The 26,485-nt window shown below is 41.7% G+C and carries 26 protein-coding genes and 1 riboswitch; of the genes, 7 read left to right on the top strand and 19 right to left on the bottom strand.

All coding sequences use genetic code 11. From position 1 onward, the window contains the following. Nucleotides 1-266 precede the first annotated feature (266 nt). Nucleotides 267-1,343 carry a M20 family metallopeptidase gene (locus CUU64_RS16015; RefSeq protein WP_101634613.1) on the top strand — a complete coding sequence of 359 codons (1,077 nt, stop codon included), beginning with the start codon at nucleotides 267-269 and terminating at the stop codon, nucleotides 1,341-1,343. An 85-nt stretch (nucleotides 1,344-1,428) separates the two neighbouring features. Here CUU64_RS16015 and CUU64_RS16010 read toward each other — a convergent pair whose 3' ends face one another. Beyond that, nucleotides 1,429-1,812: a ferritin-like domain-containing protein gene (locus CUU64_RS16010; protein ID WP_257985551.1), complete on the bottom strand. Its 384-nt coding sequence runs from the start codon at nucleotides 1,810-1,812 to the stop codon at nucleotides 1,429-1,431. A 227-nt stretch (nucleotides 1,813-2,039) separates the two neighbouring features. Between CUU64_RS16010 and CUU64_RS16005 the strand changes: the two genes are divergently transcribed. The 3 genes from CUU64_RS16005 to CUU64_RS15995 all read left to right on the top strand — a co-directional run bounded on the left by CUU64_RS16005 (nucleotide 2,040) and on the right by CUU64_RS15995 (nucleotide 5,105). Next, the gene (locus CUU64_RS16005) at nucleotides 2,040-2,615 is read left to right on the top strand and encodes a 3D domain-containing protein (RefSeq protein WP_101634611.1); all 576 of its coding nucleotides are present in this window, start codon (nucleotides 2,040-2,042) and stop codon (nucleotides 2,613-2,615) included. A 127-nt stretch (nucleotides 2,616-2,742) separates the two neighbouring features. Next, entirely contained in the window at nucleotides 2,743-3,654 is a 912-nt protein-coding gene (locus CUU64_RS16000; protein WP_101634609.1) for a ketopantoate reductase family protein, read from the top strand. 185 nt (nucleotides 3,655-3,839) lie between these two features. Continuing rightward, nucleotides 3,840-5,105, top strand: a complete 1,266-nt coding sequence (locus CUU64_RS15995) for a dicarboxylate/amino acid:cation symporter (RefSeq protein WP_101634607.1) — start codon at nucleotides 3,840-3,842, stop codon at nucleotides 5,103-5,105. 841 nt (nucleotides 5,106-5,946) lie between these two features. On the opposite strand, the gene CUU64_RS15990 is transcribed toward CUU64_RS15995, so the two are convergent. From CUU64_RS15990 to CUU64_RS15970, 5 genes are all read right to left on the bottom strand, one after another. Further along, the gene (locus CUU64_RS15990) at nucleotides 5,947-6,852 is read right to left on the bottom strand and encodes a sulfite exporter TauE/SafE family protein (protein ID WP_101634605.1); all 906 of its coding nucleotides are present in this window, start codon (nucleotides 6,850-6,852) and stop codon (nucleotides 5,947-5,949) included. A 69-nt stretch (nucleotides 6,853-6,921) separates the two neighbouring features. Continuing rightward, nucleotides 6,922-7,656 (bottom strand): sirohydrochlorin chelatase, encoded by a 735-nt coding sequence (locus tag CUU64_RS15985; RefSeq protein ID WP_101634604.1) that lies wholly within the window; start codon nucleotides 7,654-7,656, stop codon nucleotides 6,922-6,924. 65 nt (nucleotides 7,657-7,721) lie between these two features. Beyond that, on the bottom strand, nucleotides 7,722-8,318 hold the full coding sequence (cysC, locus tag CUU64_RS15980; RefSeq protein WP_101634603.1) for an adenylyl-sulfate kinase: 597 nt from the start codon (nucleotides 8,316-8,318) through the stop codon (nucleotides 7,722-7,724). Between the two features lie 20 nt (nucleotides 8,319-8,338). After that, nucleotides 8,339-9,487 (bottom strand): sulfate adenylyltransferase, encoded by a 1,149-nt coding sequence (gene sat / locus CUU64_RS15975; RefSeq protein WP_101634602.1) that lies wholly within the window; start codon nucleotides 9,485-9,487, stop codon nucleotides 8,339-8,341. 73 nt (nucleotides 9,488-9,560) lie between these two features. Beyond that, nucleotides 9,561-10,274 carry a phosphoadenylyl-sulfate reductase gene (locus tag CUU64_RS15970; RefSeq protein WP_101634600.1) on the bottom strand — a complete coding sequence of 238 codons (714 nt, stop codon included), beginning with the start codon at nucleotides 10,272-10,274 and terminating at the stop codon, nucleotides 9,561-9,563. Between the two features lie 214 nt (nucleotides 10,275-10,488). Further along, nucleotides 10,489-10,580, bottom strand: a riboswitch (SAM riboswitch). Between the two features lie 705 nt (nucleotides 10,581-11,285). Here CUU64_RS15970 and CUU64_RS15960 point away from each other — a divergent pair. Further along, nucleotides 11,286-12,701 carry an NAD-dependent succinate-semialdehyde dehydrogenase gene (locus tag CUU64_RS15960; RefSeq protein WP_101634599.1) on the top strand — a complete coding sequence of 472 codons (1,416 nt, stop codon included), beginning with the start codon at nucleotides 11,286-11,288 and terminating at the stop codon, nucleotides 12,699-12,701. Nucleotides 12,702-12,894: 193 nt separating this feature from the next. Here CUU64_RS15960 and CUU64_RS15955 read toward each other — a convergent pair whose 3' ends face one another. After that, nucleotides 12,895-13,287, bottom strand: coding sequence for a hypothetical protein (locus CUU64_RS15955; protein WP_101634597.1), 393 nt, complete (start codon nucleotides 13,285-13,287; stop codon nucleotides 12,895-12,897). A 419-nt stretch (nucleotides 13,288-13,706) separates the two neighbouring features. On the opposite strand from CUU64_RS15955, the gene CUU64_RS15945 reads away from it, so the two are divergent. After that, nucleotides 13,707-14,069, top strand: coding sequence for a VOC family protein (locus CUU64_RS15945; protein WP_101634595.1), 363 nt, complete (start codon nucleotides 13,707-13,709; stop codon nucleotides 14,067-14,069). Between the two features lie 73 nt (nucleotides 14,070-14,142). On the opposite strand, the gene CUU64_RS22110 is transcribed toward CUU64_RS15945, so the two are convergent. From CUU64_RS22110 to CUU64_RS15905, 9 genes are all read right to left on the bottom strand, one after another. After that, nucleotides 14,143-14,295, bottom strand: a complete 153-nt coding sequence (locus tag CUU64_RS22110) for a hypothetical protein (RefSeq protein ID WP_180954633.1) — start codon at nucleotides 14,293-14,295, stop codon at nucleotides 14,143-14,145. Between the two features lie 33 nt (nucleotides 14,296-14,328). Further along, complete coding sequence (locus CUU64_RS15940; RefSeq protein WP_101634594.1) at nucleotides 14,329-14,691, bottom strand: P-II family nitrogen regulator; 363 nt, start codon at nucleotides 14,689-14,691, stop codon at nucleotides 14,329-14,331. A gap of 12 nt (nucleotides 14,692-14,703) precedes the next feature. After that, nucleotides 14,704-15,930, bottom strand: coding sequence for an ammonium transporter (locus CUU64_RS15935; protein ID WP_101634593.1), 1,227 nt, complete (start codon nucleotides 15,928-15,930; stop codon nucleotides 14,704-14,706). A gap of 219 nt (nucleotides 15,931-16,149) precedes the next feature. Continuing rightward, nucleotides 16,150-16,353 carry a YbdD/YjiX family protein gene (locus tag CUU64_RS15930; protein ID WP_101634592.1) on the bottom strand — a complete coding sequence of 68 codons (204 nt, stop codon included), beginning with the start codon at nucleotides 16,351-16,353 and terminating at the stop codon, nucleotides 16,150-16,152. A 14-nt stretch (nucleotides 16,354-16,367) separates the two neighbouring features. Next, a complete protein-coding gene (locus CUU64_RS15925; protein ID WP_101634591.1) occupies nucleotides 16,368-18,419 on the bottom strand; it encodes a carbon starvation CstA family protein in 2,052 nt (683 codons plus the stop codon). A gap of 243 nt (nucleotides 18,420-18,662) precedes the next feature. After that, on the bottom strand, nucleotides 18,663-19,088 hold the full coding sequence (locus CUU64_RS15920) for a DUF4064 domain-containing protein (RefSeq protein ID WP_180954632.1): 426 nt from the start codon (nucleotides 19,086-19,088) through the stop codon (nucleotides 18,663-18,665). 293 nt (nucleotides 19,089-19,381) lie between these two features. Continuing rightward, a complete protein-coding gene (locus tag CUU64_RS15915) occupies nucleotides 19,382-21,184 on the bottom strand; it encodes an ABC transporter ATP-binding protein (protein ID WP_101634589.1) in 1,803 nt (600 codons plus the stop codon). A gap of 1 nt (nucleotide 21,185) precedes the next feature. Next, nucleotides 21,186-22,907: an ABC transporter ATP-binding protein gene (locus CUU64_RS15910; RefSeq protein WP_101634724.1), complete on the bottom strand. Its 1,722-nt coding sequence runs from the start codon at nucleotides 22,905-22,907 to the stop codon at nucleotides 21,186-21,188. Between the two features lie 156 nt (nucleotides 22,908-23,063). Next, nucleotides 23,064-24,428 (bottom strand): aspartate kinase, encoded by a 1,365-nt coding sequence (locus CUU64_RS15905; protein ID WP_101634588.1) that lies wholly within the window; start codon nucleotides 24,426-24,428, stop codon nucleotides 23,064-23,066. A 646-nt stretch (nucleotides 24,429-25,074) separates the two neighbouring features. Between CUU64_RS15905 and CUU64_RS15900 the strand changes: the two genes are divergently transcribed. Then, a complete protein-coding gene (locus CUU64_RS15900) occupies nucleotides 25,075-25,266 on the top strand; it encodes a hypothetical protein (RefSeq protein WP_101634587.1) in 192 nt (63 codons plus the stop codon). A gap of 125 nt (nucleotides 25,267-25,391) precedes the next feature. On the opposite strand, the gene CUU64_RS15895 is transcribed toward CUU64_RS15900, so the two are convergent. The 3 genes from CUU64_RS15895 to queF form a co-directional block, all read right to left on the bottom strand. Continuing rightward, nucleotides 25,392-25,628, bottom strand: coding sequence for a hypothetical protein (locus CUU64_RS15895; RefSeq protein ID WP_101634586.1), 237 nt, complete (start codon nucleotides 25,626-25,628; stop codon nucleotides 25,392-25,394). 116 nt (nucleotides 25,629-25,744) lie between these two features. Further along, nucleotides 25,745-25,888, bottom strand: coding sequence for a hypothetical protein (locus CUU64_RS22105; protein WP_180954631.1), 144 nt, complete (start codon nucleotides 25,886-25,888; stop codon nucleotides 25,745-25,747). Nucleotides 25,889-25,986: 98 nt separating this feature from the next. Next, the gene (gene queF, locus CUU64_RS15890; RefSeq protein ID WP_101634584.1) at nucleotides 25,987-26,484 is read right to left on the bottom strand and encodes a preQ(1) synthase; all 498 of its coding nucleotides are present in this window, start codon (nucleotides 26,482-26,484) and stop codon (nucleotides 25,987-25,989) included. Nucleotide 26,485: the final 1 nt, after the last annotated feature.

The raw sequence follows: 26,485 nt of genomic DNA, 5'->3' as shown, positions 1-26,485 counted from the left end.
GTCTAAACAAAACTACTTGTATATACATGCTGTGATTACAGTGTAACTTGTATATACAAATTAGTCAACAATAATCGCAACCGCTTTCTTCTTATTATTTTTTCCCAGAATGGGAAAGTTTTATGAATATAACCGCATAAAATGGAATTATATATTTATTTTTTGTTCATAAGGGTATAAGCTTAATAACGGGTGCAGGCATTTTATAGAAGAAATTCGTTTGCAGGGATAGGGGCCGTGGCACATAAGGAGGTTGTTTTACTGATATGCTTGTCGATTTATTAAAGGATTTAGTAGCAATTGACAGTTCCACAAAAGAAGGTGCTAACAAAGCGGTGGAGTATTGCTCTGGTTGGCTTGCAGACCAGGGGCTTACAGTAGACCTTATCGATAATAACGGGTACAAAATGCTTGTTTGTGAGATAGGCAAAGGTGATAAAACATTGATTTTTAATGGTCATGTGGACGTAGTTAGCGGACAACCGGACCAATTTATCCCCATGATTAAAAATGGAAAATTATACGGCAGAGGTGCAGCCGACATGAAAGCCGGTGTTGCGGCAATGATGTGCGCCATGGTTCGGCTGCAATACGAAGGGCTCGGACTGAAGATCCAGCTGCAAATAGTATCAGATGAGGAAACAGGAGGATTCAATTGCTCCAGGCATCTTGTAAAACAGGGCTTTGTGGGAGATTTCGTCATTTGCTCCGAGCCGACACAGCTGGGCATTGGCCTTCAGGCAAAAGGAGTTCTTCAAGCAGACATCGAAATAAGCGGGAAGTCCTCCCATGGCAGCCGTCCTTGGGAAGGAATTAATGCTATTGAAAAAGCGTATCATGTATATGAAAAGATCCTTGATCTCCCCTTTACAAGAGAAGAGACGGAATTCTATGCATCCCCTTCTGTTAATCTTGCAAAAATAAGGGCAGGCGAGGTTTATAATAAAGTTCCTGATAAATGTTTGATCAGCTTTGATATCCGTTACCTCCCTTCCCAGCAGAAAAACGAAATAATTAGACAAATAAGCAGTGCCACCGATGGAAAGGTTATAGAAAAAATGTTCAGCCTTCCCGTCAGTACAAATGTGAATAATCCATACGTTTCCCTACTGCGGCCAGTGATTGAAAGACATACAAATAAAGAGGCTGAAATATTCGGGCAGCACGGTGCTGCTGATACGGTCTATTTTGCCGCTTTAGGCATACCAGCTATCGAATTTGGCCCTAGCGGTGCAAACTGGCATGGTGACAATGAATATGTAGAACTCGATTCAGTATCGGTTTATGAAGAAATGTTAATTGATTTTGCAACAGAATTTTCGAAACCGAAAATACACGTTTAAGTTTCCTAAAACCCTCCCGAGTGGAGGGTTTTTTTATAGCCTTGTCTTTGTTAGGAAGTATAAAAAACATATTGCGTGGTTTTGTTCATCTGTTGCGGCGCGGGTAAAAACCTTCTATGTTTTGATCATCAGTGGAATAAGCGATATCCATATAAGAATCAACTGACTCCTGCTCGTCCTCAAAAGAATACTCTAATATATCCTTCAACCTTGTTGGGCATTCATGCGATTTAGATATATCCGGCTGCCGGCCAGTCAAGCTGTAATAAATCTGTGTAAAATTATCCAAATGGTTGTTTTCATCCTTAATAATCTCTGTAATGACACTTTTTTCTTTTTCCGTAGGCACCATTTTGACCAGCTTGTTATAGCATTGGATCGCACTGAATTCCCCATCTATTGCCTTCGCTATATTGGAGATGAAATCATAGTTGGGTTGGCGTGAGTAATAACGGTAATCATAATACATAATATACCCCCTATTCTTTTTACAGCATATGGAGAATAAAAAAATGAGTACGTTTCCCATTAGAACCTGTTTTTTTAGCTGGCAAATATATTAATGCTATCTTTTTTGTTACAAAAGACCTATTAATGTCTTCAATTTGTAACATAATTAGCAATCCTTTGAAACATGCCTGTTATATTAAGCTGTTATTCTATGTTTACGAATAAAACAAAAGGAGATTTTATATTTTGAAAAAATTCCTACTGTTAACGACTTCGGCATTCTTTTTAGTATTTGGATTTTCAGGGGCAGCATCGGCAGCTGGTACATATCAGGTAAAGAGCGGAGACACCTTGTGGAGCATATCAAAAAAACATAAAGTAACAGTCAGCCAGCTTAAGAGCTGGAACAAACTTAAGAGCGATACCATAAAGCCTAAGCAGGTACTAAAGACTTCAGGAACAGCAGCAAAGACGGCATCACCTGTTAAAACAACAGCAGTAAAAACGGCAGCAGCAAGCAGTGCATCATACAAAACCATGACGGTAAAAGCTACCGCTTATACGGCAAGCTGTAAAGGCTGCAGCGGAATCACTGCTACAGGAATCAATTTAAAGAAAAACCCAAACGCGAAAGTAATCTCGGTTGATCCGAAAGTAATACCGCTTGGTTCAAAGGTTTATGTGCCGGGCTACGGGATGGCAGTTGCTGGTGATACTGGCGGCGCCATGAGAGGCAAAAAGATTGATTTGTTCATCCCTTCAAAATCAAAAGCTCAACTATGGGGAAATAGGACTGTAACAATCAAGGTTTATAAGAAATAATTCAAAAAGCCTGCATTGCTGCAGGCTTTTTTCGTTCCCAGGTGTTTGTCTGCTTGAGGCTTCATTCGAGAATATTCAAACAATTACATAAATGATATAATAGCAGTAAAAAAGCGAGGGACTGTCTATGAATATAGTTATCATGGGAGCAGGTGCGGTAGGTGCCTACTATGGAGGCAGATGGGCTGAAGCCGGACAATCGGTACAATTTTTGGTGAGGGAAGCCCGGGCTCAGCAGCTTGAAGAAAACGGATTATACATAAACAGTACCCATGGGAATTATCATTTTGATCATTTATATTTTACTGGAGATGCTGGTGAAATTGAAAATCCAGACTTAGTGGTCTTGGCAGTAAAAGGTTATCATCTGAAAGGGACAATCCCTTCATTAAAAATACTTGTTGAGAACGGGGCAAAGGTCCTTCCACTTTTAAACGGCATCGAGCATATCAACATTCTGCAGAAGGAACTAGGTGAAGAAGCGGTCATCGGGGGAAGCGCTTATATAATTGCCACATTGGATCAAAAAGGGCATGTCGTACATTCAAGTGATCAGCATGACATCGTGTTTGGTCCGCTCCATTCCTCCCAGAAGGAAATTTGCTCAGAGCTTGAAGCTGTTTCCAGGGATGCGAAAATGAATAGCAGACTTTCCTATGAAATCCTTCAGGAATTATGGAACAAATACATGTTTATCACTGCATTCTCCGGAGTGACAACAGCGTCAGACCTGGAAATTGGAGATATCCTCTCGTCACCGCCGACAGCTGAATTGTTGAAAAAAGTATTAGTAGAAATGCAGAATCTCGCCAATTTGCAGGGAGTTACCCTTTCTGATGAAGAAGTTGCACAAGCATTTGTGAAATTTAACAAATTCCCGGCTACCGCCACTTCTTCCATGCATCAGGACAGACGTAAAGGATTGACCTTGGAAGTTGAACACCTGCAGGGTGGGGCTTTAAGACTTGCAAGTGAAGCAGGCATCTCCCTCCCTATTGTGGAAACGCTATATGGATTAATAAAACCTTTCGAAAAATAAAATCTATTTAAAGTATCGGGGATTTTTTCCGATACTTTTTTATTTTTATAATCTTAAAATTTTCTTTACCAAGACCAAAAAGACCAATAAGAACAATATAACCATAAACAAGTATTTTCTGAACTTTCTGCTATCATATAATTATAAGAAAGCGCTACCAAATCTTTTACAAGGAAGTGACATATATGAAAATATTAAAGAACCTAACTGTTCAGGTTGTAATCGGTATTGTGTTAGGTATTATTGTCGGTTTAATTTTTCCTGCCTTTGGCGAACAGTTGAAAGTGCTCGCTGACGTTTTTATTAAACTCATTAAAATGGTCATTGCCCCGATTGTGTTCTTTACCGTCGCTATCGGTATCGGAAGCATGGGAGACATGAAAAAAGTCGGCCGGATCGGTGGAAAGGCCTTACTTTACTTTGAAATCGTCACTACCTTTGCCCTTGCAATCGGAATACTGGTTGTTAATTTTGTTAAGCCCGGCGAAGGATTCAACAAAGAAGGTGTTGAAGGTGGAGACGTCTCTCAATATACATCAGCCGCACAAGAGACAAGCCATGGTACAATAGATTTCATAGTAAACATCATCCCGGACAACGTCGTTGCCGCAATGGCAAAAGGCGAACTGCTGCCAATCCTGTTTTTTGCTGTATTATTCGGCCTATCCATGGCTGCTATGGGTGAAAAAGCTAAGCCTGTTGTAACTTTTTTTGAACGAATGACGGATATCTTTTTCGGTATTGTTAATATGATTATGAAGGTTTCTCCAATTGCGGCATTTGGCGCCATGAGTTATACGATCGGAAAATTCGGCCTTGGTTCACTTATTAACCTTGGAAAATTAATGGGTTCCGTGTATATTACAATGTTCTTGTTTATCGTGATTGTTCTCGGCGCAATAGCAAAATTCTATAAGTTTAATATCTTTAAGTTCATTGCTTTCATCAAAGAAGAAATCCTATTGGTACTAGGAACCTCTTCTTCAGAATCCGCTCTTCCAAGCATGATGAACAAGCTAGAAAAATACGGCTGCTCAAAACCTGTTGTAGGATTGGTGGTTCCGACCGGATATTCCTTTAACCTGGACGGAACATCTATATACCTATCGATGGCTGCCATTTTTATCGCCCAGGCATACGGCATTGATTTAACCATCTGGCAGGAAATCACGCTTCTCGGTGTGTTAATGTTAACATCTAAAGGGGCTGCTGGTGTTACAGGGTCCGGTTTTATCACACTTGCAGCGACACTTGCGGCTTTCCCAATGATCCCTGTAGAAGGAATCGCTCTCCTGCTAGGTGTTGACCGATTCATGTCGGAAGCGCGTGCGATCACTAACTTAATCGGAAACGGTGTTGCAACCGTTGTGGTCTCAAAATCAGAAGGAGAGTTCGACTCGGAAGCAGCTGCCAAAGCTACCTTGGATAAAGGCTCTGTTTTACAAAATTAATATGTTCAAAGTTAAAAAGTAAGTCTACCCTATTACATAGACAGCATTTTATGTAAGAAAACACTAGTGGCTTTAACCCTTTATTCTAAAGGATAAGGCCACTTATTTTTTGTCCTATTGTTCCATAGGTATCTTGTTGCACACCGAATTGTTTTTTCATTTTTACAAGTTGTGTATGTAGACTGCTCAGTTTTTCATTCACCCAATGCCGATTCATTTCCAGAAAGTTTACTTGAGGATTCCTTCGACTTTTCTATTTAAAGCGCACACTTCTCATATCAATGTTCTGAAATTGGCTTTAGAGGAGATTATAGATGCAACCTGCCATTTGTGACTCGTGTAATTACTCCTTTAAGACGAAGCACCGTGCGATTTCCATGAGAGAAATAGTTGTTAACGTTAGCCCCTACAGCTCACTTATTGTCATGTGTTATGAATGAAAAATCTAGCTACCGGGAAGGAAGATGTCCTTCATCGGTGTTATGAAGGACAAAATCTTAGCTACGGGGAAGGAAAATGTCTTTCATCGGGACTATGAAGGACAATTTCTAAACAAAAGGATAGGAAAATGTCCTTCTACTGATGAAAACAAAAAATGTTGATATCCCACCAAATGGTTTATTGATAAATGCAGAATTTCGTTTTGTATTTATCACAGTTTATGGGGTCTCTCCGAACATAAAGACTAATTTCGTCCATCTACTGTATTGAAGCCACCCCAAATGATCTGGCATAAAGACGGTTCTCGTCCAACCAGCCCTCCTTTCAAGCGATTTTTTCATACTAAGTTCCCTTTTATTTGTTAGAAACATAAAAAAGAGCCCAATTTATTGGGCTATCTTTACTTCTGAATCGTTGTTTCACTTACGAGACTATTATTTTTTGTGACTGAGATATATTTTTTTACTGAAAATGCTACTGCAGTTCCCCACAATATGAAAAAGATAGTGTAGATCATTGGATAGTGCTCAGCAGAGTTAGGCAGCCAAGAACTTAGTATTGTCCGTGCATTGACAATAATAATGAAACCCCCGACGAAAACACCCATTAATTGCCCAGGTATGATTCTCACAAGCCATGCTGCGATAGGGGCTGCAATCACGCCGCCAATCATTAGGGCAGCTACCCACATCCAATTCACTACGTCCCAACCTAGGGAAATGACAAAACCAAGGGTAGCTGACAATGCGACAGCAAATTCAGTAGTATCGACCGTCCCAATTACCTTGCGGGCGGTCATTCCTTTTTTCGATAAAAGGATCGGAGTTGCAATCGGCCCCCAGCCGCCCCCTCCAGTGGCATCGGCAAAACCGGCAATCAATCCTAACGGAATAGATTGGGAGTATGGCAGGGGCGGGGCTTCCCGCTCCTCGGTCGGCTTAAATAAAAACAGAAATCTGAGTATGATATAAACTCCAAGTATTAAAAGAAATGTAGAAACATATGGTTTTACCAGATGCCCTGGCAAATTGCTTAAAAAGCAGGCACCAGCAAAAGCACCGACAGATCCTGGTATAATCAAACGAAACACCATTTTCTTATCTACATTTCCAAACCGGATATGGGAAATCCCCGAAGCTGCCGTCGTTACCACTTCAGATAAATGAACAGAAGCAGAGGCTACAGCGGGAGCAATACCAAAGGCCAGTAAAAGGGAAGAGGAGGTAACTCCATAAGCCATTCCTAACGAACCATCAATCAATTGCGCAAGAAAACCAATAAAAGCCAAAACAAGTAACTTTTTCATTACACCCTCCTTTTGTCGGCCAGGCTGCGTCCAGGGAAATCCCACAATCTGAACGTATCATTCCGGCGTTCAACCCGATAATTCTTCAACGCGCTCTTGCAATATCTCGCCGATTAAAGGATGATATCCAAGATAATTACACAATACGTACTCTTTCTCTCCATCTGGGAAACTTTTTTTAATTGTTTGCTGGATGGAATTCATCAAAATGCCAGTAAACAGAAGATAGGGAATGATAAATACTTTTTTAAAGCTGCTTTCTTTTACAGTTTCCAAAGCTTCTTCGAAACTTGGTTCAGCCGCTGTTAAAAAACATGTTTCCACCTTGCTAACTCCTGTTTTCTGCTTCAGTAGTCCAGCTATTTCGGATAAATCACGTTTTACATCCGGGTCGCTGCTTCCTCTGCCAATGATTAGTACCACGGAGTCTTCGTCGACTTTTTTTCCTGTTTCCGAAATACGTTCAACTAGAATATCAATCATATATGGGTGAACGCCGATTGGCCTTCCATATACCATATGAACATCAGGAAAAGCGGTGCCTATCCTTTTCAGTTCATTAGGGATATCTTCTTTTGCATGAACCGCGGTCAGGAGTAAAATAGGGACCACAATAATCCTTGTTGCGCCTCGCTCGACACATCTTTTATATGCTTCTTCAATTGTCGGCTCTGCCAGTTCAAGAAAGCAATACTCCTGTATGGGAGCCGGGTTATCCTTCATACATGCTTTAACAAAGGAAATCGCCTCTTCGCATGCTTTTTTTACCCTGCTCCCATGGCAGATATATAGAATAGCATCCATTTTAATCCCTCGCGATTTATCGATAAAATTCCGTGAACGCGGATTTTAGTATGTTATCCCTTTTTTTAAATAAAATTCCGTTCCGTTAAATAGTTAACTAACTGTTCGACACACTCATCAACGGAAAAACGGTCGGTTTCAAGTACAAATTCCGGTTTTTTTGGCTCCTCATATGGAGAGTCAATGCCGGTGAAGTCCTTGATCAATCCATCCCTTGCTTTTTGGTATAGACCTTTTGGATCACGTTTTTCACATTCTTCCAGAGAGCATTTTACGTAAACCTCAATAAATTCGTCCTCTTCAAGCAGGTCCCGGACGATATCGCGGTCTGCCTGGAAAGGAGAAATGAACGCAGTCAGTACAACCTGTCCGCTATCTACAAACAATTTAGAAACCTCACCGATCCGGCGGATATTTTCTTTGCGGTCTTCTTCAGAAAACCCAAGATCTTTATTTAAACCGTGCCGGATGTTATCCCCATCCAGCACATAATTACTGATTCGATCTTTAAAAAGCTTGGAAGCCACTGCATTGGCAACTGTCGATTTTCCTGAACCCGAAAGGCCGGTAAACCAGATGACAAAACTGTGGTGCCCGTTTTGGCCCCTGCGGACATCTTTTGAAACTGAAGAATCATGCCATGTAACATTTGTACTTGCCATTTTTAGCCCTCCATCACAGGTTAAACCTGTACCGTATCTTTTTTCATGCCTTTAATCAACACTTCTACTACTTCTTTCCGGCTGAATGTGCTTGGCGGAACCTCACCGTTACGCAGCATTTCCCTTACTTTCGTTCCAGAAAGAATCACATGGTCCTCTTTACCGTGAGGGCATGTTTTCGTAGATGCCATGTTTTCACACTTGGTGCAATAAAAGCTGTGCTCGAAGAAAAGGAGGGTTATTCCCAATTCATCTTCCGTAAAGTTGGTGAAAATCTTTTGCGCATCATATGTTCCGTAGTAGTTGCCTACTCCAGCATGGTCGCGGCCTACGATAAAATGGGTGCAACCGTAGTTCTTCCTTACAAGCGCATGGAACACTGCTTCCCTTGGGCCTGCATAACGCATCGCTGCTGGAAATACCGATAGGAATACACGGTTTTCTGGGTAATAATTTTTAAGAAGAACCTGATAGCTTTCCATCCTGATATCTGCAGGGATGTCATCTGACTTCGTTTCTCCTACTAGCGGATTCAACAATAAGCCGTCGACAATCTCGAGAGCTGTCTTTTGGATGTATTCATGTGCACGATGAACTGGATTCCTCGTTTGGAAACCAACAACTGTGCTCCATCCTTTTTCTTGGAATACCTTTCTTGTTTCTTCCGGATCTAGATGGAATTCCGCAAATTTATCGCGAGAAACTCTCTTAACAAGTTGGATTTCTCCCCCGATATAGGTATCGCCCCTGCTATATAATTTTTGTACACCAGGATGCTCGTCGCTGTCTGTACGATAGACTTCCACTGCTTCATGTTTCTTATCCGGCTGATAAATATCCGACACCTTAATGACACCATACGTTACTCCGTCGTTAACTAGTCTGACTTCTTCGCCAATTGCAAGGCTGCTCGCCACTTCTTGAGAAACAGGCAACGTAATCGGGATACTCCAAACCGTTCCGTCCCCCAGGCGCATTCCGCTGACAACGGAATCATAATCTTTTTGATCAAGGAATCCCTTTATTGGGCTATATCCTCCAGTGCCGATTAATTCCAGATCACTAAGTGCCATTGCATCCAATTCAATTTCCTTATCGATGTGGAAGAAATCATATTCCGGGTTCCAACGATTGATCAAGGTTCCTCCATGCGGTTTGCTAATTGTCATTATTATACCTCCATTTTGATTTACAATTTTTGATGTTAGAAAGAATAAGGCTCATCAATCTTTTAATAATTGATTACAAATGAAGTCCGCATTCCGTTTTCCCTTTTCCGCTCCAACGCCCAGACCTTAAATCATCTTCAGTGAAGGCTGGCTGGGTGCATTTTTCACAACCTATGCTCGGATATCCGCGGTCATGAAGAACATTATACGGTAGCCCGTTTTTATGGGCATAGCGCCAGACATCCTTCCATGTCCAGTGGATGAGCGGACAAATCTTAACCGATTGGAATTTGTTGTCTTTATTAATAAATTGGGTGTTTTTTCTTGTTTCTGACTGTTCCCTTCTCAGTCCAGATAACCAAGCTTTGGCTCCTGATAAAGCTTCATTAAGTGGGATGACCTTCCTGATTTCACAGCATTTGTTCGGTGCAGTTTCCCATAAAGCCTCTCCATGCTGAGCTGCCTGTTCTTCAAGCGAAAACACCGGCTTTTTCATTTCGATCTGCAGCAGCGGATATCGCTCTTTTACTTGTTCTATTAAGGCATAAGTCTCTTTAAAATGAAGGTCTGTATCCAAAAACACGATCTTCGCGCGTTCATTAACCTTGGAAATCAAGTCGATCAATACGATTCCCTCAATCCCGAAACTGCAGGCATACACCAGGTCATCCCCATAGTGTCCATACGCCCACTCTAAGACCTCCAACGCCCCTTTTGTGTCGTTATCAATTGAAAAATCCACAGGGGAAAACGTATCATAACGATCATAAACCAATAAATTGTCCATGTAATATGCCCCCAAAAAAGCAGCATCAACCAAAAAACGTCAATACCGCCTGTAGTTTGTCTAGTCAGCCATCCTTATTTGTTTGTAAAAATATATTCCGGCGACAGGTGTGCTGTTACCCAAAATCAATCATTGTTAAGCCCAATATTTCTATATTACCCATTTAAAAAACTTTCCTTTTCGGAAAGATAAGTTTAGGCAATGTACCAAACATTCCTTATCTTCCAATTGCATTTTGTTGGATGGAGCACCTTGCAGGTTGCCGGACTTCATCAGGCCAATCCCCTCCGTCGCTCTTGATAAGTTTAATTATTTTAAATAATATCATAATATTTGGTCATGTCAATAAGTTTTCTGATTAAAATACTCGGAATTAAAAAATAGCTCCCTCACCTACAGGATCGCCTTGAGTCAGCTGTGTTGCCCGGTTCTTTTTCATCTATAGGTTTTTGGCGCTTTTAAAATAATTTTTTTCCATTATTTGAGGAGGAATGGATTTCAGTTTTCCCAACTGCAGACCGCGCCCTCTCTTCCATACTGAAGAGGCCGACACCTTCTGAAATCTGTTCCGGGTTAAATCCGCATTTCGGAATTTTACAAGATTCATCATTTATAAGTCGTTCAGGTAAACCTTTATGTCATTCCAATTCTATGAATTTAATTCTATTTCTCATCTCGGAGTAATCCTCAATCTAACGAAAAAGACCCCCGTTGGCAATCATATTTTTTTTGTCAAAAACTGGACCTGATGAGAATATTAATGTTAATGGCGTTTCTGCACCACTGTTTAAAGAAATGTTTTTTTAAGTAGGAAATGTCTATAAATTCTAGTATTTGGGTTTATATCTTCTATCCAGAATTTCCTACTCTACCATTTGTCCTTCATTTATTAAGGCAAAATTTTTCCGGCCTGGGATGCGAATCATTTATAATGAAAAGAAATAGCCATCATGAAGGACACAATTACTATTTACAAAGTAGATATTTTAGAATACAAAGGGAGGTTTTTACATGGAGCATTATAAAATGTTTATTAATGGCGAATGGGTCGGTGAAGGTTTTAATACAATCGAGGTAGAAAATCCGGCTACGGGTGAGGTCATTGCGACGGTCCCAAACGGTGGTTCGCATGAAGCTAAGCTTGCGGTGGATGCTGCTCATGCAGCATTTAGTGATTGGTCCGCTTATTCCGTATACGAACGTTCAGAACTTATCCGGAAGTGGTACGATTTAATCAACGAGAATCTGGAAGATCTGGCTGTAGCGATGACAACCGAACAAGGAAAACCTTTAAAAGAAGCAAGAGGGGAAATGTCATATGCCAATGGATTCTTATCCTGGTATGCGGAAGAAGGGAAACGTGTATATGGAGAAACAATCCCGGCAACCCACCGTAATAAGAGGCTTTTTGTTTCAAAGCAGCCGGTTGGTGTGGTAGCGGCAATCACTCCTTGGAATTTCCCTGCAGCAATGATTACCCGTAAGATCGCACCTGCCCTGGCAGCTGGCTGCACGGCAGTCATTAAGCCTGCTGAATTAACTCCCATCACCGCTTTAAAACTGGCAGAGCTCAGCGAAAAAGCAGGTATTCCAAAAGGGGTTATTAATGTCGTGACTGGTGACGCCAAAGAAATTGGGGAAGCTTGGCTTGAGGATGAGCGTGTGAGAAAATTCACCTTTACCGGTTCAACCGAAGTTGGAAAGCTGTTGATGAGAGGTTCTGCAGAAACCGTAAAGAAAATATCCCTGGAGTTAGGGGGCCATGCACCTGTTATCGTCCTTGAAGATGCGGATTTGGACAAAGCTGTTGACGGTGTTATCACCTCAAAATTCCGCAACGCAGGCCAGACCTGTGTTTGTTCGAACAGAGTGTATGTTCACGAATCAATTTATCAGGCATTTATTGATAGACTTATACCAAAAGTAAAACAACTAAAGGTAGGAAACGGTCTAGAGGAAGGAACGGATATTGGGCCTTTAATCAATAAGAAGGCTATCAATAAAGTGCAGGCCCACATTGATGATGCAATCACACTTGGGGCAAAGCTTGAAACCGGCGGTACGAGCAAGGACCTTTTTATCGAACCAACAGTGCTTTCAAATATTAATGACAAGATGCTTTGCATGCAGGAGGAAACATTCGGGCCACTGATGCCGATTTCTACATTTAAAACAACTGAAGAAGCCATTCAACGGGCCAATGATTCAATATACGGACTTGCAGCATATGTCTTCACAGAAAATATAACTAAGGGTATTCAAGTAGTCGAAGCCCTGGAATATGGAATTATCGGGCTAAACGACGGTCTGCCATCAACCCCACAGGCTCCATTCGGCGGCTTTAAACAAAGCGGCCTAGGTCGCGAAGGCGGCCATTTTGGAATTGACGAGTTTTTAGAAGTGAAATATATTTCACTGGGCTTATAGGACAAACTGAAGACCGCATGGAGAAGCATGCGGATCGACAATTTGGCCGTTCAGAAAGTATTTTGAAACGATAACCAAAACAGTTGGGTCCCTCCCTTCTCTCCACTGGGTTGCCGAGGATCCCAACTGTTATAGTAACTGTTATCTCTGTCTTTCTTCCTGCGAACTGGGGGTACTGCAGCAGCTTTCTTCGTTATGGAATTATCAAAGGAATCCCTGAAATTCCCTCTTCAGACAACGCTTTTATTCCTCCTGCCACTTCTATAGCAGCCCCTATAGACACAAGCAAATCTCCTGTTATGGCGATTTTTTGTTCTTCAAACAATTTTGCCTTATCTGTTTCTCCTATCTGCCTTGATACAGAGATGGCTTCCAATACCTGGCCAATTGTCTTAATCCAAACACCGCTTAATATTTGTTTTTCACCAGTTAAATCTCCATCCTCCAATTGTAACAGACCTGATAACCCGCTAAGTTCGATAATCTGTCCGATTGATTGAATCCAAAGCCCTAAAGAGACCTGCTTCTCTAGCTCGGCAATTTTGTTTTCTTTTTTAATGCTGTTTGAATTTGCATAGTTCACCATTCTAGCCCACCCCATGAAATAAAATATGCATCCTTAACATATTAGTGATTGCGTTTCAGTTTTTTGTAGGGTAGGTATACGCTATGCAAAAGTTTATTGGCTAAATCACCTGTGCCACATCCTAAGTCAAGAATCCGCTCTTCAAGGGACTGGTGCTAATAGTTCAATCTAACCCTCACCAAACCTTGAAACAAACGAATCCTTACCATCATATAAATTTGCATCCTAGCAATCCTTTTTCTTTGTTCCCTCCAGCACGCGGATGGATCTCCTTTAAAGTTCTTTCATTCATGGCAGCATAAAAATTTTAAATTTCAGAAAAATCCAGGTGAAACCATCGTCCGCAAAGTTCACTTGATAACGTGTATGAATAACCGATAAAATAAAGTTATTGAAAATTTTTGTAAAGGAGCAAATTCATGATTACTAAAATCGCAACTGCAGCTATTTATGTGGAAGACCAGCAAAAAGCCAAGGTTTTTTGGACAGAAAAAGTTGGTTTTGATGTTTTCGCGGAAAGAGAAATGGCGCCGGGCAGCTATTGGCTGGAAGTAGGTCCTAAAGGGGCGGAAACAGCTCTTGTAATTTACCCGAAACGCATGATGAAAAATTGGGCGGAACTGAAGCCATCGATTGTGTTCGAAACCGACAATGTAAAAGAGAGTTACCAACAAATGAAGGATAATGGAGTACAATTCGAGGGCGGGCTGAATGAAATGCAATGGGGAACCTTCGCTACCTTTAAAGATGAAGACGGAAATTCATTTTTGATAAAAGGGTAATCATTTATTTTTCTTTACATTAAAAAGGAAGTAAAGAAGCAAAAACCACGTTTCTGCTTCTTTTTCTCTTATATTATTTTTTCAATTGCTCAAGCCTTTCCTCCAAGTTTTTTAACGGCAGGCTAAACAAATAGTTGCGATCATCAGGTTGATATGCCTTCTCACGAATAAGTAAGTTTATTATCTTTAACTTTTCCGTGTTAACTAGCTTCACTAACTTTCCCATCGTCCCCCTCCTGCACAACAGTCCGCCTGGAAGTTATTTATCATCTTTTAACGCATCATGCCCTTCTTCACCTGTTCTGATTTTAATGACATTTGAAAGTTCATAGATAAATATCTTTCCATCCCCGGGCTCGCCAGTATTTAAAAATCGTCTCGCAACCTCAACCACATCCTTTACAGGCACTTCACATACGACGATTTCAATTTTAATTCGGTCGTAAAGTGTGATTTCCCGCTTCATACCCCGGTATGTCTCGATAAGTCCTTTTTGTAAGCTTGTTCCTTTTACATCAGAAACCGTGATTCCACTGACGCCTATTTTCGCCAGTTCCTGTTTGAACTGATCAAATTTGCTCGGACGTGTGACAATCTCTATTTTTGTTAACGCCTCTCCCATCTTAGGTCCCCCTTAAAAATTTGTTTCATGATATGCTTTTTCACCGTGCAGCGTTAAATCAAGCCCAAGAGATTCTTGTTCTTCGTCTACGCGGATTGGTGCTACCACATTAATCAACTTGGCGATAAAGTAAGTTACGAGAGAGACAAAGATAAATGTCGCTAGTATTGCCACTACCTGTTTCCACAAAAGGCTTATATCGCCATAAAAAAGGCCATTGGCGCCGGCGGAATTAACAGATGTTGTTGCAAAAAGGCCTGTGGCAATGCCACCCCATACGCCGCCAATCCCATGCAAACCAAACGCATCCAACGCATCATCGTAGCCTAGTTTCTTCTTTAGATACGTTACTCCCCAGAAACATGCCATCCCTCCGACAAACCCAATAATAATGGATGCTGAAGGTGTGACAAACCCGCACGCCGGTGTGATTCCGACCAGGCCGGCTATCGCTCCTGAGAGGCCCCCAAGCATTGTGGGCTTTTTATTTACCATAAATTCAACCAACAACCATCCGATAATTCCGGCGGAAGCAGCAATTGCTGTATTGACGAACACCGTCATGGCAACATCGTTAATTGTTAAAGCACTGCCGACATTGAAGCCGTACCATCCGAACCAGATCAAGGTTGCTCCTAAAAAGGTTAATGGAAGATTGTGTGGGGAGCTTGACTCTAGATCCTTGCGTTTCCCCAAAAGAATTGCCAACACCAAACCTGTTACACCAGAGGATATATGGACAACATTTCCTCCCGCAAAATCCAGGGCACCCAGCTCCCGCAACCATCCGCCAACTCCCCATACCCAGTGGGCTACTGGAGCGTATACAAGCAACGACCAAGCTATAATAAAAGCGATAAATGCTGAAAACCTCATCCGTTCAGCAAAGCCTCCTGAAATAATGGCAACCGTTAAAACCGCGAAGGTCATTTGAAACATCATGAACATGTTATGTGGAATGGTGGCACTATAGTCCCCATTGGGTTCAAATGTTACTCCTTTTAACCCTACCCAGTCAAGGTTCCCTATAAAAGCATTGCCTCCAGTAGAGAAAGAAAGCGAATATCCTACCAGCACCCATAAAACCGATACAATTGCCATTGGCATATAACTATGCATTGCTGTGCTCAGCACATTTTTGCTTCTAACCATTCCTCCGTAAAATAGCGCAATTCCTGGAGTCATTAACCAGACCAACAATGTTGCGATAAACATAAACACCGCATCTCCTAATTCCATATCATTCCACCCTTTCTTGTTTTTGTTTTAATGTTACGTTTTCTAACATAATTTGTTGTTAAACTTATCATAAAGTCTAAATAATTAAATTTCAAGTAAAATTTCAATAATTTTCAATTTTATGTTATGTTTCCTTACATTAGTTTTTTATAAAAAAAAGATACCCTCATGAGGAGAGTACCATTCATTTTGAGTTGCTTATTCAGATCTCTTTTTTGATTAACAGCACCGGGAGACTTTCCCACCCTTTGCATTAAATCTGTTTTCTTGTGCTTCACAGAAAAATTCCTTGCGACTCTTTACAGGCTCACCCGGATGATGTGAACGCATATGGTCGACATACGTTTCATACGAGGGCACCCCCACTAGAAGGCTGATAAATTGCTTTCGATAGCTTAGTATCTCTGATATTTTCTTAAGCATCTTTTCCCTCCTTTTTAGGCCCGGTGTGTATGGACAGTTTCATGGAGCGTAACCTCCTGGTTTTTCAACACCTTCATCCATAAACGGACTGCTGAAATAAATACTGTTATAACAATTAACATAAAGAAGGCACACAGGGCCGCATCCACATAATCGTTGAACAAGACCTGCCTCATTTGCCCCATAGTTTTGGCAGGAGCCAGTACTTCACCTTTATCAATCGCATCCTTGAAAACCTGGCCATGCGACAAGAAACCGATCCTTGGGTTTTCATGAAACAGCTTTTGCCATCCGGCGGTCATTGTTACGATCAACACAAAGGTAGTAGGAATGAGCGTAACCCATGTATATGCCTTCTTCCCCATTTTGAACAGGATGGTGGACCCGAGTAGAAGCGCAATTCCGGCAAGCATTTGGTTTGCTATGCCAAATAATGGCCACAAAGTATTAATACCGCCTAATGGATCGATTACACCCTGATACAAGAAATAACCCCAGCCTGACACGCAAAGCGCCGTTGCAATGATATTCGGAACCCACGCTTCAGTATTTGCAAAAGGCTTGTAGAAGGTTCCAACAAGATCCTGGATCAAAAAGCGACCTACCCGGGTTCCTGCATCAATCGTGGTCAAGATAAATAATGCTTCAAAGAGTATCGCAAAGTGATACCAGAATGCCATCATAGCATTCCCGCCGATAACCTCAGCAAAAATAACCGCCATCCCAATTGCCAGGGTCGGCGCACCGCCAGTCCGTGAAATAACGGATTCTTCTCCTACTTTATCAGCCAAACCTGTTAAATCGTCCGGAGTCAGCTTGAAGCCCCAGTCAGAAATAGTGGCTGCAGCCGTAACTGCATCTGGACCAATTACTGCAGGCGGACTATTGATCGCAAAATAAATACCAGGCGTCAATACACATGCAGCAATCATAGCCATAACAGCTACGAAGGATTCGGTAAGCATCGCCCCATAACCAATGGGCCGGGCATGCGTTTCCCGCTCGATCATTTTAGGTGTGGTACCTGATGAGATGAGTGAATGGAAACCTGAGATAGCACCACAAGCTATTGTTATGAATAAGAACGGAAACAGATTTCCGGCGAAAACAGGCCCTGTTCCGTCAATAAACTTGGTTACAGCGGGCATCTCCAGGTTTGGTGCCACAATAAGAATACCTAAAGCAAGGCCTATAATGGTTCCGACCTTCAAAAAAGTACTTAAATAATCACGCGGGGCGAGCAAAAGCCATACAGGCAAAACGGAAGCAATAAAACCGTAGGCAATCATCATAAGGGCAATCGATTCCCCGCTAAATGTAAACATGGGAGCAAGTGTCGGACTCTTAGAAACCAATTGGCCTCCATATAGGGATAGAAGCAATAACACAATCCCGATAATCGAACCTTCCCCAACCCGGCCAGGTCTTATGTAACGCATATAAATCCCCATGAAAATCGCAATAGGGATCGTGGCCGCGATGGTGAACATACCCCAAGGGCTTCCTACAAGCGCTTTAACCACAACCAAAGCAAGAACTGCTAATAAAATAATCATGATTCCGAGAATGCCAAACATTGCAATTGTCCCTGTGACAGGGCCGATTTCTTCTTTTATCATTTCACCAAGTGATTTCCCGTTTCGTCTCATGGAGCCGAATAAAATAACAAAGTCCTGAACGGCACCGGCCAAAACAACTCCTACTACAATCCAAAGGGTTCCAGGCAAATAACCCATTTGCGCAGCCAATATTGGGCCTACAAGAGGGCCTGCACCTGCAATAGCAGCAAAGTGGTGCCCAAACAGGACCCATTTATTTGTCGGTACATAGTCTTTTCCATCATTATTAGCTTCTGCCGGAGTAATGCGATCGTCATTTAACTCAAATACCCTATTGGCGATAAATCTACTATAAAAACGATAGGCAACCGCATATACACAGACAGCAGCAGTCAATATCCAGATTGCATTAATGCTCTCTCCGCGTTTCAAGGCAATATAACTAAAGCTAACAGCCCCGATAGCAGAAATAACTCCCCACAGCACTATTGATTTAAGCGCTTTCATTTTTCCCCACCTCTTTCTCAAATATAATTTTTTTCTTTACATGATATTCTGTTTTTTACTAATAACCCCTCTTTTCTTTAAAGTTAAGAATTTTCTATCTATTTTCAATTATAAAATATTTTTTCTCATAAATGCAATTTCTATTTTTGAACTACCCCTTTTTCTACCGAGAATTTCACTTAAAAAAAGCCAGCATATAGAACTATGCAAGCTTTTGTTAGCGTTCAGTCTTGCAAAATATATTTAACTGGAAACTAAATCACTTGGCCGCTGTTTACGCACCAGACACATGATTCCTGCAATCAGATAAAGAATACCTGGTAAAAACCCCGCTAATATCGAAACCAGCGCTACGAGGACGCCAGCCAATATAAAAAGTATTCCGGCTGCTTTTGGCTTTCGCGCCTTTAGTACAAAAATGGCAACTAGCCCGAGCACAAGACCAAGAATGGACGCAATCGTAAACGCCCATCCAATCGCCCCGAACATGTTCAGCACAGCTGTTATATCGGTACCTGTTAGAGCCGGATCACTCTGCATCATTTTATCCATTTCCGATTTCATCTCTTCATTTCCCTCGATAAATAAAAATAATAATCCGCATATTAGCATCAGCCCCGACAAAATGACTCCAATGATTCCTAAAACATATTCACCAATTCGCTTCATTCTCATAAACCTCCTTCATTTACTTGTACTAGCCTATAGCATGAAAAAAGGAAAAATTTTTGTTTTACCTTGCCATTTTGATACACTTAAGCCGAAGGCGCCTTTCAAGACTATACGATCACCGGGACATTTCGTTTCATCTTGGTGTATAAACAGTCCTTTCGTACCGAACCGCCCGGCCTAACATTTATTGAAAATATTTAGTACTACAAATTTTTCCTTTTCTTGAAACCCCAAAACCCTATTCATTCCCCTCTTCACAAAAAAAGGACATAAACGTCCCCTTCATCCGGTCAAAACCCTTCAGTGTGCTGGCGGTTATAGAGCCCGTAATATAAACCTTGTTGGCGAAGCAATGAATCGTGAGTGCCCCTTTCCATAATGCGCCCATCCTGGAGGACAAGTATCTGGTCAGCCTTCCGGATGGTACCTAACCTGTGCGCAATTACAAAACTGGTCCTCCCTTGCATTAAATGCTCCAATGCCTCCTGGATTTGTAGTTCAGTGATGGTATCGATGCTGCTGGTTGCTTCATCTAGAATTAAAATCTTCGGATCAACCAATAGGGCTCGAGCGATAGATAGCAGCTGCCGCTGTCCCTGGCTGATCCCTCCGCCATCTTGTTTCAAGACCGTATCATATCCTTGCGGCAGTTTCATGATGAAGGAATGAGCGTTAGCGAGCTTAGCCGTTTCCTCCACCTCGGCATCCGTGGCTTCAAGCCGGCCATAACGAATATTCTCGCGGATGCTTCCCTCGAACAAAAAAGAATCCTGCAATACGAAGCCCATATGCTTTCGAAGGCTGCCTCTTGTAACATTTCTGGTATCATGGCCATCAATCAAAATCCGGCCGCTATCCGGTTCGTAAAAACGGGTGAGAAGATTGATGATGGTTGTTTTCCCGGCCCCTGTCGGACCTACAAGGGCAACTGTTTCCCCATTGTTGATGTGGAAACTAACATTGTTGAGTGTATTTGAACCCTCTTCATAGGAAAAACAAACATTTTCAAAAAACACTCTACCCCTCATTTGCTCTAGATGTTCAACTTCTTTTTTATCTTCCTCTTCTTCTTCCTCATCTAGAATTTCAAAAACCCTTTCTGCACCGGCAACTGCTGAAAGCAAGGTATTAAATTGATTCGAAAGGTCGCTTAATGGACGGGTAAACTGCCTTGAATACTCCGTAAAAATCACAATCGTCCCGATAGAGATGGCTCCTTTCACGGCCAATATCCCGCCAACACCGGCAATGATCGCAAAACTAAGGTTGTTTAATACATTCATTAATTTAGGAATAAAACCTGAATAAGCCTGGGCAAGATATCCTGACTGCTTAAGTTTTTCACTTCTATCAACAAAACGGCCGAGGACTTTCTCTTCCTGGGAGAATATCTTCACAATGCGCTGTCCTGAAATAGTTTCTTCAATGAATCCATTTAATTCTCCAAGATTCCTCTGCTGCTCCTTAAACAGCCTGCCTGTCCTGCTAGTGATCCACTTCATTCCTCCAAACATCAAGGGCACGATCAAAAGCGTCAGCAATGTCAGCAATGGGCTTAACCAAATCATAACGGCTACGGTCCCTGCCAATGTCAGAAGGCTAGAGAATATCTGGATAACCGAGCTATTCAAAGTGGAGCTGACATTTTCAATATCATTGATAACCCGGCTCATCAATTCTCCATGCTGCCGGTCGTCGAAAAACTTGATCGGTAATGTATGCAGATGCCCGAACACTTCGTTTCGCATTGTTTTTACCGTATCCTGAGCGATTCCAATCATCCAGAAATTCTGTAGCCATACTGTAAGGGAATGCACGAAATAAACGACCACCAAAGAAAGCAACAGCGCAATCAGGCCGCTGTTTTCCCCCGTCACAATAAAGTTATCTATTGCCTTTCCCACGAGATACGGGCCTAGCAGGCTTAACGAGGAGCTTAAAACCACCATTAATAAAACAAGGATTAAAACCCTTTTTTTATTACACAGGTACATCCAGATACGCTTAATGGTAGACGCCCCATTACGCGGCTTTATCGGAGTTTTAGGGGCGTGGTGATGGGCGGGACCTGTTGAAGGGTTTACCCGTCTCATATTAAAGGGCCTCCTCTCTATACTGTGATTCAAAAATACTTTTATAAAGCGGCTCGCTTCTAAGCAACTCTTCATGACTGCCCTGTGCTATAAGAACACCATTATCGAGGAGCAAAACCAAATCCGCACTTTTGGCTGTAATAATTTTCTGAGTGATAATAAAAGTAGTGCACTGATACTTTTCCAATGCCTCAAGAAGACGGGATTCCGTATTGGCATCCAGTGCACTGGTACTGTCGTCCAGAAGAAGAATCTTTGGTCTCCTGACCAGGGCCCTTGCGATGGATAACCGCTGTTTTTGGCCGCCTGATAGATTAACGCCCTTTTGTCCAACCATTGTTTCATATCGCTTCGGGAGTGTTTCTATTGTGCCATGGATTTGTGCATCCTTGGCAGCTGTTAAAATTTCTTCATCTGTTGCCTCTTCTTTTCCCCAGGCAATATTTTCCCGTATCGAACCGGTGAAGAGATGCGCCTCCTGCGGGACAACACCAATCTGTTTTCTTAATGTATCAAGCTTAAACTTTTTGACATCTGTGCCATCAATAAGAACCTTTCCCCCATCAGGATCATACAGACGGGGAATCAATTGGAAAAGGGACGTTTTCCCTGAACCTGTACCTCCTAGAATAGCCACCGTTTCGCCTGGCTTCACCACAAACGATATGTTCTGCAAAACATGTGTTGCAGCGGCTGGATATTGAAACGAAACTTGGCAAAATTCTACGCTTCCAACCTTTATTTCACAAGATTCATCCCCATCCTCCAAATCTAGTAAATCGATGTTTGTAGAAAATACCTCGTTTAAGCGCTGAGCTGAAGCCCCAGCCCTTGACATGGCCATAATAAGCCAGGAAAAAACAGAGAATGATGCGGTAATTCTCGTTACATAATTGACTATCGCAACAACTTCCCCGACCTGCGCATCCCCCGAGATGATCTGTTGGCTTCCAAACCAAAGGATCACGATAACACCTATATTTAAAACGAACAATAAGATGGGTAGTGTCGTTTCTATTAATCTTAAAGAAGCCTCGGTTTTTTCCTTTAACCGTTCAGTAGCATGCCGGAACCTTGTATTTTCAAAGTCTTGTCTGATAAATGCCTTGATAAGGCGCATTCCATTTAAATTTTCCCGCATGATGCCGTTCACGGTGTCCAACCTTGACTGGACCTCCCTAAATAGCCGCCCGGCCCTGCCCATAATCCAGAAAAGGAAATAAACCAGGATAGGGATTGTAATCAGCAGAATGAATGCTAATTTCGCATTTACCAACAAAGCCATAACTGTCCCGCCAATGACGAGCAGAGGGGCTCGCATCATAATTCTCAGGCCCATAAACACTGTATTTTGAAGAATGGTGACATCTCCTGTCAGTCTGGTAATCAGGGATGATGCGGGAAATTTATCAAGATTCGTGAATGAATAGGATTGGACTTTATGAAATAAGCTCTTCCTCATATCAAATCCGAAACCTTGACTGACGTGGGCCGCAGCATAGGAGTTAACAATACCGCCGATAAAAGCGAGGATAGACACACCTACGAGGATACTTCCCCACAGATACACCACCCGCAGATCTTTCTGCAATACCCCTTCATCTATGATTTTCGCCATTAAAAGCGGTTGGATGAGCTCGACTGCCAATTCAAAGAGCATCAAAAAAAGCGCGACGGCAATAGGGAGCTTATAGGGCTTTAGAAAAAAAGCAAGTTTTCTCATATCTTTCACCAGATTTCCCTTCCCTTATTACAAGCTTTCCTCTTTTTTGGAAACATACCTCTTAGTATACAATCTTATATTTATTTCTTTTAATAAGCCAATTTCCTGCCATAAAAAACCCATTACATATAATGTAATGGGTTAGAAGTTATGTCATCATGTAGCCGGGACCGCGGCGAAAAATTCTTCATATAATGCCCGGACCGCTGTTGCTTCATCCTTATTTTTCACCCCGAACATCATGCTCACTTCTGAGGAGCCTTGGTTGATCATTTCAATATTCACCTGCGCCCCTGCCAGTGCCTTGGAAGCCCTCGCCGTTGTTCCTACGTTTTGCCTCATGCCTTCCCCAACGATCATGATCAGAGATAGGTCATGCTGCACTTTTACCTCATCAGCTTGCAGTTCCTCGTATATGCGGGAAACAATTTTGTCCTCAAGGTTTTGGTCTAGCTGTCCCTGGCGTAATACGATCGAGATATCGTCAATTCCTGAAGGGATATGTTCATAGGAGACTCCGTTTTCCTCTAAGATATGCAGCAGCCTTCGCCCGAATCCGATCTCCCTGTTCATTAGATATTTGCTCACATAAATACTGCAAAATCCATTATCACTCGCAATACCAATGACAGGTCCGTTCGTATTATCCCGCTTATTCACGATTTTGGTGCCTTCTGCAGATGGATTGTTCGTATTCTTGATATTCACAGGGATACCCGCCCGAAAAGCAGGAATCAACGCCTCGTCATGAAACACCGAGAAACCGGCATATGAAAGCTCCCTCATTTCCCGATATGTAAGCTCCCTGACCTCTTTTGGATTCTCCACCACATTCGGATTCACAGAGTATACGGCATCAACATCCGTGAAATTTTCATATAAATCCGCTTTTACGCCATTGGCCAGGATTGACCCAGTTATATCGGATCCGCTCCTTGAGAAAGTCACAATCTCGCCAGCCTTGTTATATCCAAAAAAACCTGGGAAAACCACTATTGCAGGCTCATCCCGTAATTTATACAGATTATCATAGGATTCAGGAAGAATTTGGACATAACCTCCTTCGTTACTAACAACTAATCCCGCATCCTTAGGATTCACATAAACGGCATCCAAGCCTTCGCTTTGGAAGTAAGCAGCCACCAATTTGGCATTATTATCTTCGCCGCTAGCCTTAACGGCATCCATAAATCTGTCAGGGTTGCTTTTATCACCACGTAGAAGAGTGAGGAGATCCTCCCTTATTTGTTCCACAATGGTTTCAGGCAAATGTAATTCTTTAGCGATGCTTCCATATCTATTTACAATCGCATCCTCAAGTTCCGGTGCTTCACCGGACTGCAAATGCTGGTTGGCACATTCTATCAATAAATCGGTTACTTTAACATCATCAGCATACCGTTTTCCTGGAGCCGATACCACGACTACCTTTCTTTGCGGGTCTGCCGTAACAATATCAAGCACCTTTCTAACCTGCATACCTGACGCCAGCGAAGAACCGCCAAATTTTACAACCTTCATGCTTACATCCCCTAATTTTTAAAATTATCAGTAAAATCACTGTCTTTTATTTTACTCTTTTTCACCAAACAATCAAGTTAAAAATTCCACGATATAAAAACAAATGTATTCGCACGGAGGACTTAAATTTCTTTTAAAAGTATTTATTATATTTACTTTGTATAAAAACCCATTATATTTTACCATACCAAATTTATTGGGGGTTTTTTTATGGAAATAAAAGGAAACTATTTATCACCACGAGCAGAATTTTTAGATAATTTACATTTCCACATGTTCCTTCATTTTTTTGCACAATCTTCTACTCCGACAACAACAACAGACCTATAGAAATTTGTTGATGTCCCATCGTTTTATCTACATAAAAAGCTTTATAATGAAATTACTGTAATCCGCGCAAATTGTTTTGATAGAAACAGAAAAGAACAGAAAATTATCTCTCTTGTTTTCATAGCGATATTAGACCTTGTTCTTTTGATTTATATTGCAACAAATGTCAAGTTCGATAAGTCTCTTCCATAACTAAAGTTTTATCATCCTGTAAGATGGGACAATGTATCATTTCATTCCATTTCACCATTTCCTGTTACTCCCTGTCATGATAGTTTTATCTACTCCACACCATATATGTAGGAGGTGAGTAACCATGCCTAGAGAAGATGGTGTGCTAAGGCCTATCGAGGGGAATACCTTCCATAGAGATTTCATGTTAAATAACCATGAATTGGATAGCTTCCAGTTAGGAATGGATGCCGATTCATTCTTGAATCATGTTGGAATGACCCAGGAACAGCTGGCAGTCAATCGTGAAAACTTCCGTGTTTTTATAAAAGAGTAGCCTTTATGGTTACTCTTTTCATCATTCTCTGGCGGAGTCAGCAATAAAGGATATAAAATGTTTCACTATTGATACATTCCAACAGTGAAAATCAATAAAACAAGGCACCCAAGTGGGTACCTTGTTTATGTTAACTTTTTATTGACTTGGTTATCAACGCTCGGAAATTCGTCTCCAAAACGACCTGAAGATCCAGCTTGGTTCTGTGCTGCCTCCGCCTGATTGTCACAGGTTGCGGCCGCATTCATTCCTGGAGCGTAATCAGAGTTCTCCACAGACTGGTTGATACAAGCCTGGTTCCTTTGGAGTTCCCTCGCTCCTTTTGCGTTGGTGCTGGTCTGAGTTTGATTGGTCCCTGCCATTGCAACCACCTCCAGGCCTTTAATTTACCCGCAACCTTTCACATGTATCTCCGTTAAAAATACCCATTAGAAAATAAAAAAAGAAAGGCCGCACCAGCCTTCCTTGCCAATCTTCCTTATTCGTAGATGTCAAAATCATCAGGATTTTTCTCGTCCTGTATCCCGCGTTTGGAATCGAGCTCTGCTTCCTTTCCTTTTGCGAAGGCAGGAATCACATTTCCCTGGGCATCATATTGAATCTTGCTCTTTTCGTCCCTCATACAGCACCTCCTAAGATAATCTCACTCTTAGAGTGCCATATTTAGAGCAATCTAAACATATTTTGCTGACTTTTTCCTTCTTCGGCATGTTTGGATGATTAACGGTTATCGATTTTTTCAGGATACATATCGTGATTCATCATTCGATGCTCAGCCATTTGTTCATATTTGGTTCCTGGCTTTCCGTAATTCGTATATGGGTCTATGGAAATTCCGCCCCTTGGGGTAAATTTCCCCCATACTTCAATAAATTTTGGATCCATCAATTCAATCAAATCGTTCATGATGATGTTTACGCAATCTTCATGGAAGTCGCCGTGATTGCGGAAGCTAAACAAATATAGCTTAAGCGACTTTGATTCCACCATCTTTTGTCCGGGGATGTAACTAATATAAATCGTCGCAAAATCCGGCTGGCCCGTCATTGGACAAAGGCTCGTAAATTCTGGACAATTGAATTTCACGAAATAATCACGGTTTGGATGTTTATTATCAAACGACTCTAGAATCTCAGGTGAATATTCAAATAAATACTTAGTCCCTTGATTTCCTAATAGTGTAATGTCTTGTAATTCCTCATCTGTCCTGCCAGACATA

This window comes from Bacillus sp. V5-8f, assembly GCF_002863565.1.
Taxonomy (GTDB): domain Bacteria; phylum Bacillota; class Bacilli; order Bacillales; family DSM-1321; genus Peribacillus.
This window is presented reverse-complemented; position numbering and strand designations above follow the sequence as displayed.

Bases quoted from the DNA above. Each gene is read 5' to 3' on its own strand.
- CUU64_RS16015 (WP_101634613.1), top strand. From the start codon at position 267: ATGCTTGTCGATTTATTAAAGGATTTAGTAGCAATTGACAGTTCCACA.
- CUU64_RS16010 (WP_257985551.1), bottom strand. From the start codon at position 1,812: ATGTATTATGATTACCGTTATTACTCACGCCAACCCAACTATGATTTC.
- CUU64_RS16000 (WP_101634609.1), top strand. From the start codon at position 2,743: ATGAATATAGTTATCATGGGAGCAGGTGCGGTAGGTGCCTACTATGGA.
- CUU64_RS15995 (WP_101634607.1), top strand. From the start codon at position 3,840: ATGAAAATATTAAAGAACCTAACTGTTCAGGTTGTAATCGGTATTGTG.
- CUU64_RS15990 (WP_101634605.1), bottom strand. From the start codon at position 6,852: ATGAAAAAGTTACTTGTTTTGGCTTTTATTGGTTTTCTTGCGCAATTG.
- CUU64_RS15985 (WP_101634604.1), bottom strand. From the start codon at position 7,656: ATGGATGCTATTCTATATATCTGCCATGGGAGCAGGGTAAAAAAAGCA.
- cysC (WP_101634603.1), bottom strand. From the start codon at position 8,318: ATGGCAAGTACAAATGTTACATGGCATGATTCTTCAGTTTCAAAAGAT.
- sat (WP_101634602.1), bottom strand. From the start codon at position 9,487: ATGACAATTAGCAAACCGCATGGAGGAACCTTGATCAATCGTTGGAAC.
- CUU64_RS15970 (WP_101634600.1), bottom strand. From the start codon at position 10,274: ATGGACAATTTATTGGTTTATGATCGTTATGATACGTTTTCCCCTGTG.
- CUU64_RS15960 (WP_101634599.1), top strand. From the start codon at position 11,286: ATGGAGCATTATAAAATGTTTATTAATGGCGAATGGGTCGGTGAAGGT.
- CUU64_RS15955 (WP_101634597.1), bottom strand. From the start codon at position 13,287: ATGGTGAACTATGCAAATTCAAACAGCATTAAAAAAGAAAACAAAATT.
- CUU64_RS15945 (WP_101634595.1), top strand. From the start codon at position 13,707: ATGATTACTAAAATCGCAACTGCAGCTATTTATGTGGAAGACCAGCAA.
- CUU64_RS22110 (WP_180954633.1), bottom strand. From the start codon at position 14,295: ATGGGAAAGTTAGTGAAGCTAGTTAACACGGAAAAGTTAAAGATAATA.
- CUU64_RS15940 (WP_101634594.1), bottom strand. From the start codon at position 14,691: ATGGGAGAGGCGTTAACAAAAATAGAGATTGTCACACGTCCGAGCAAA.
- CUU64_RS15935 (WP_101634593.1), bottom strand. From the start codon at position 15,930: ATGGAATTAGGAGATGCGGTGTTTATGTTTATCGCAACATTGTTGGTC.
- CUU64_RS15930 (WP_101634592.1), bottom strand. From the start codon at position 16,353: ATGCTTAAGAAAATATCAGAGATACTAAGCTATCGAAAGCAATTTATC.
- CUU64_RS15925 (WP_101634591.1), bottom strand. From the start codon at position 18,419: ATGAAAGCGCTTAAATCAATAGTGCTGTGGGGAGTTATTTCTGCTATC.
- CUU64_RS15920 (WP_180954632.1), bottom strand. From the start codon at position 19,088: ATGAAGCGAATTGGTGAATATGTTTTAGGAATCATTGGAGTCATTTTG.
- CUU64_RS15915 (WP_101634589.1), bottom strand. From the start codon at position 21,184: ATGAGACGGGTAAACCCTTCAACAGGTCCCGCCCATCACCACGCCCCT.
- CUU64_RS15910 (WP_101634724.1), bottom strand. From the start codon at position 22,907: ATGAGAAAACTTGCTTTTTTTCTAAAGCCCTATAAGCTCCCTATTGCC.
- CUU64_RS15905 (WP_101634588.1), bottom strand. From the start codon at position 24,428: ATGAAGGTTGTAAAATTTGGCGGTTCTTCGCTGGCGTCAGGTATGCAG.
- CUU64_RS15900 (WP_101634587.1), top strand. From the start codon at position 25,075: ATGCCTAGAGAAGATGGTGTGCTAAGGCCTATCGAGGGGAATACCTTC.
- CUU64_RS15895 (WP_101634586.1), bottom strand. From the start codon at position 25,628: ATGGCAGGGACCAATCAAACTCAGACCAGCACCAACGCAAAAGGAGCG.
- CUU64_RS22105 (WP_180954631.1), bottom strand. From the start codon at position 25,888: ATGAGGGACGAAAAGAGCAAGATTCAATATGATGCCCAGGGAAATGTG.
- queF (WP_101634584.1), bottom strand. From the start codon at position 26,484: ATGTCTGGCAGGACAGATGAGGAATTACAAGACATTACACTATTAGGA.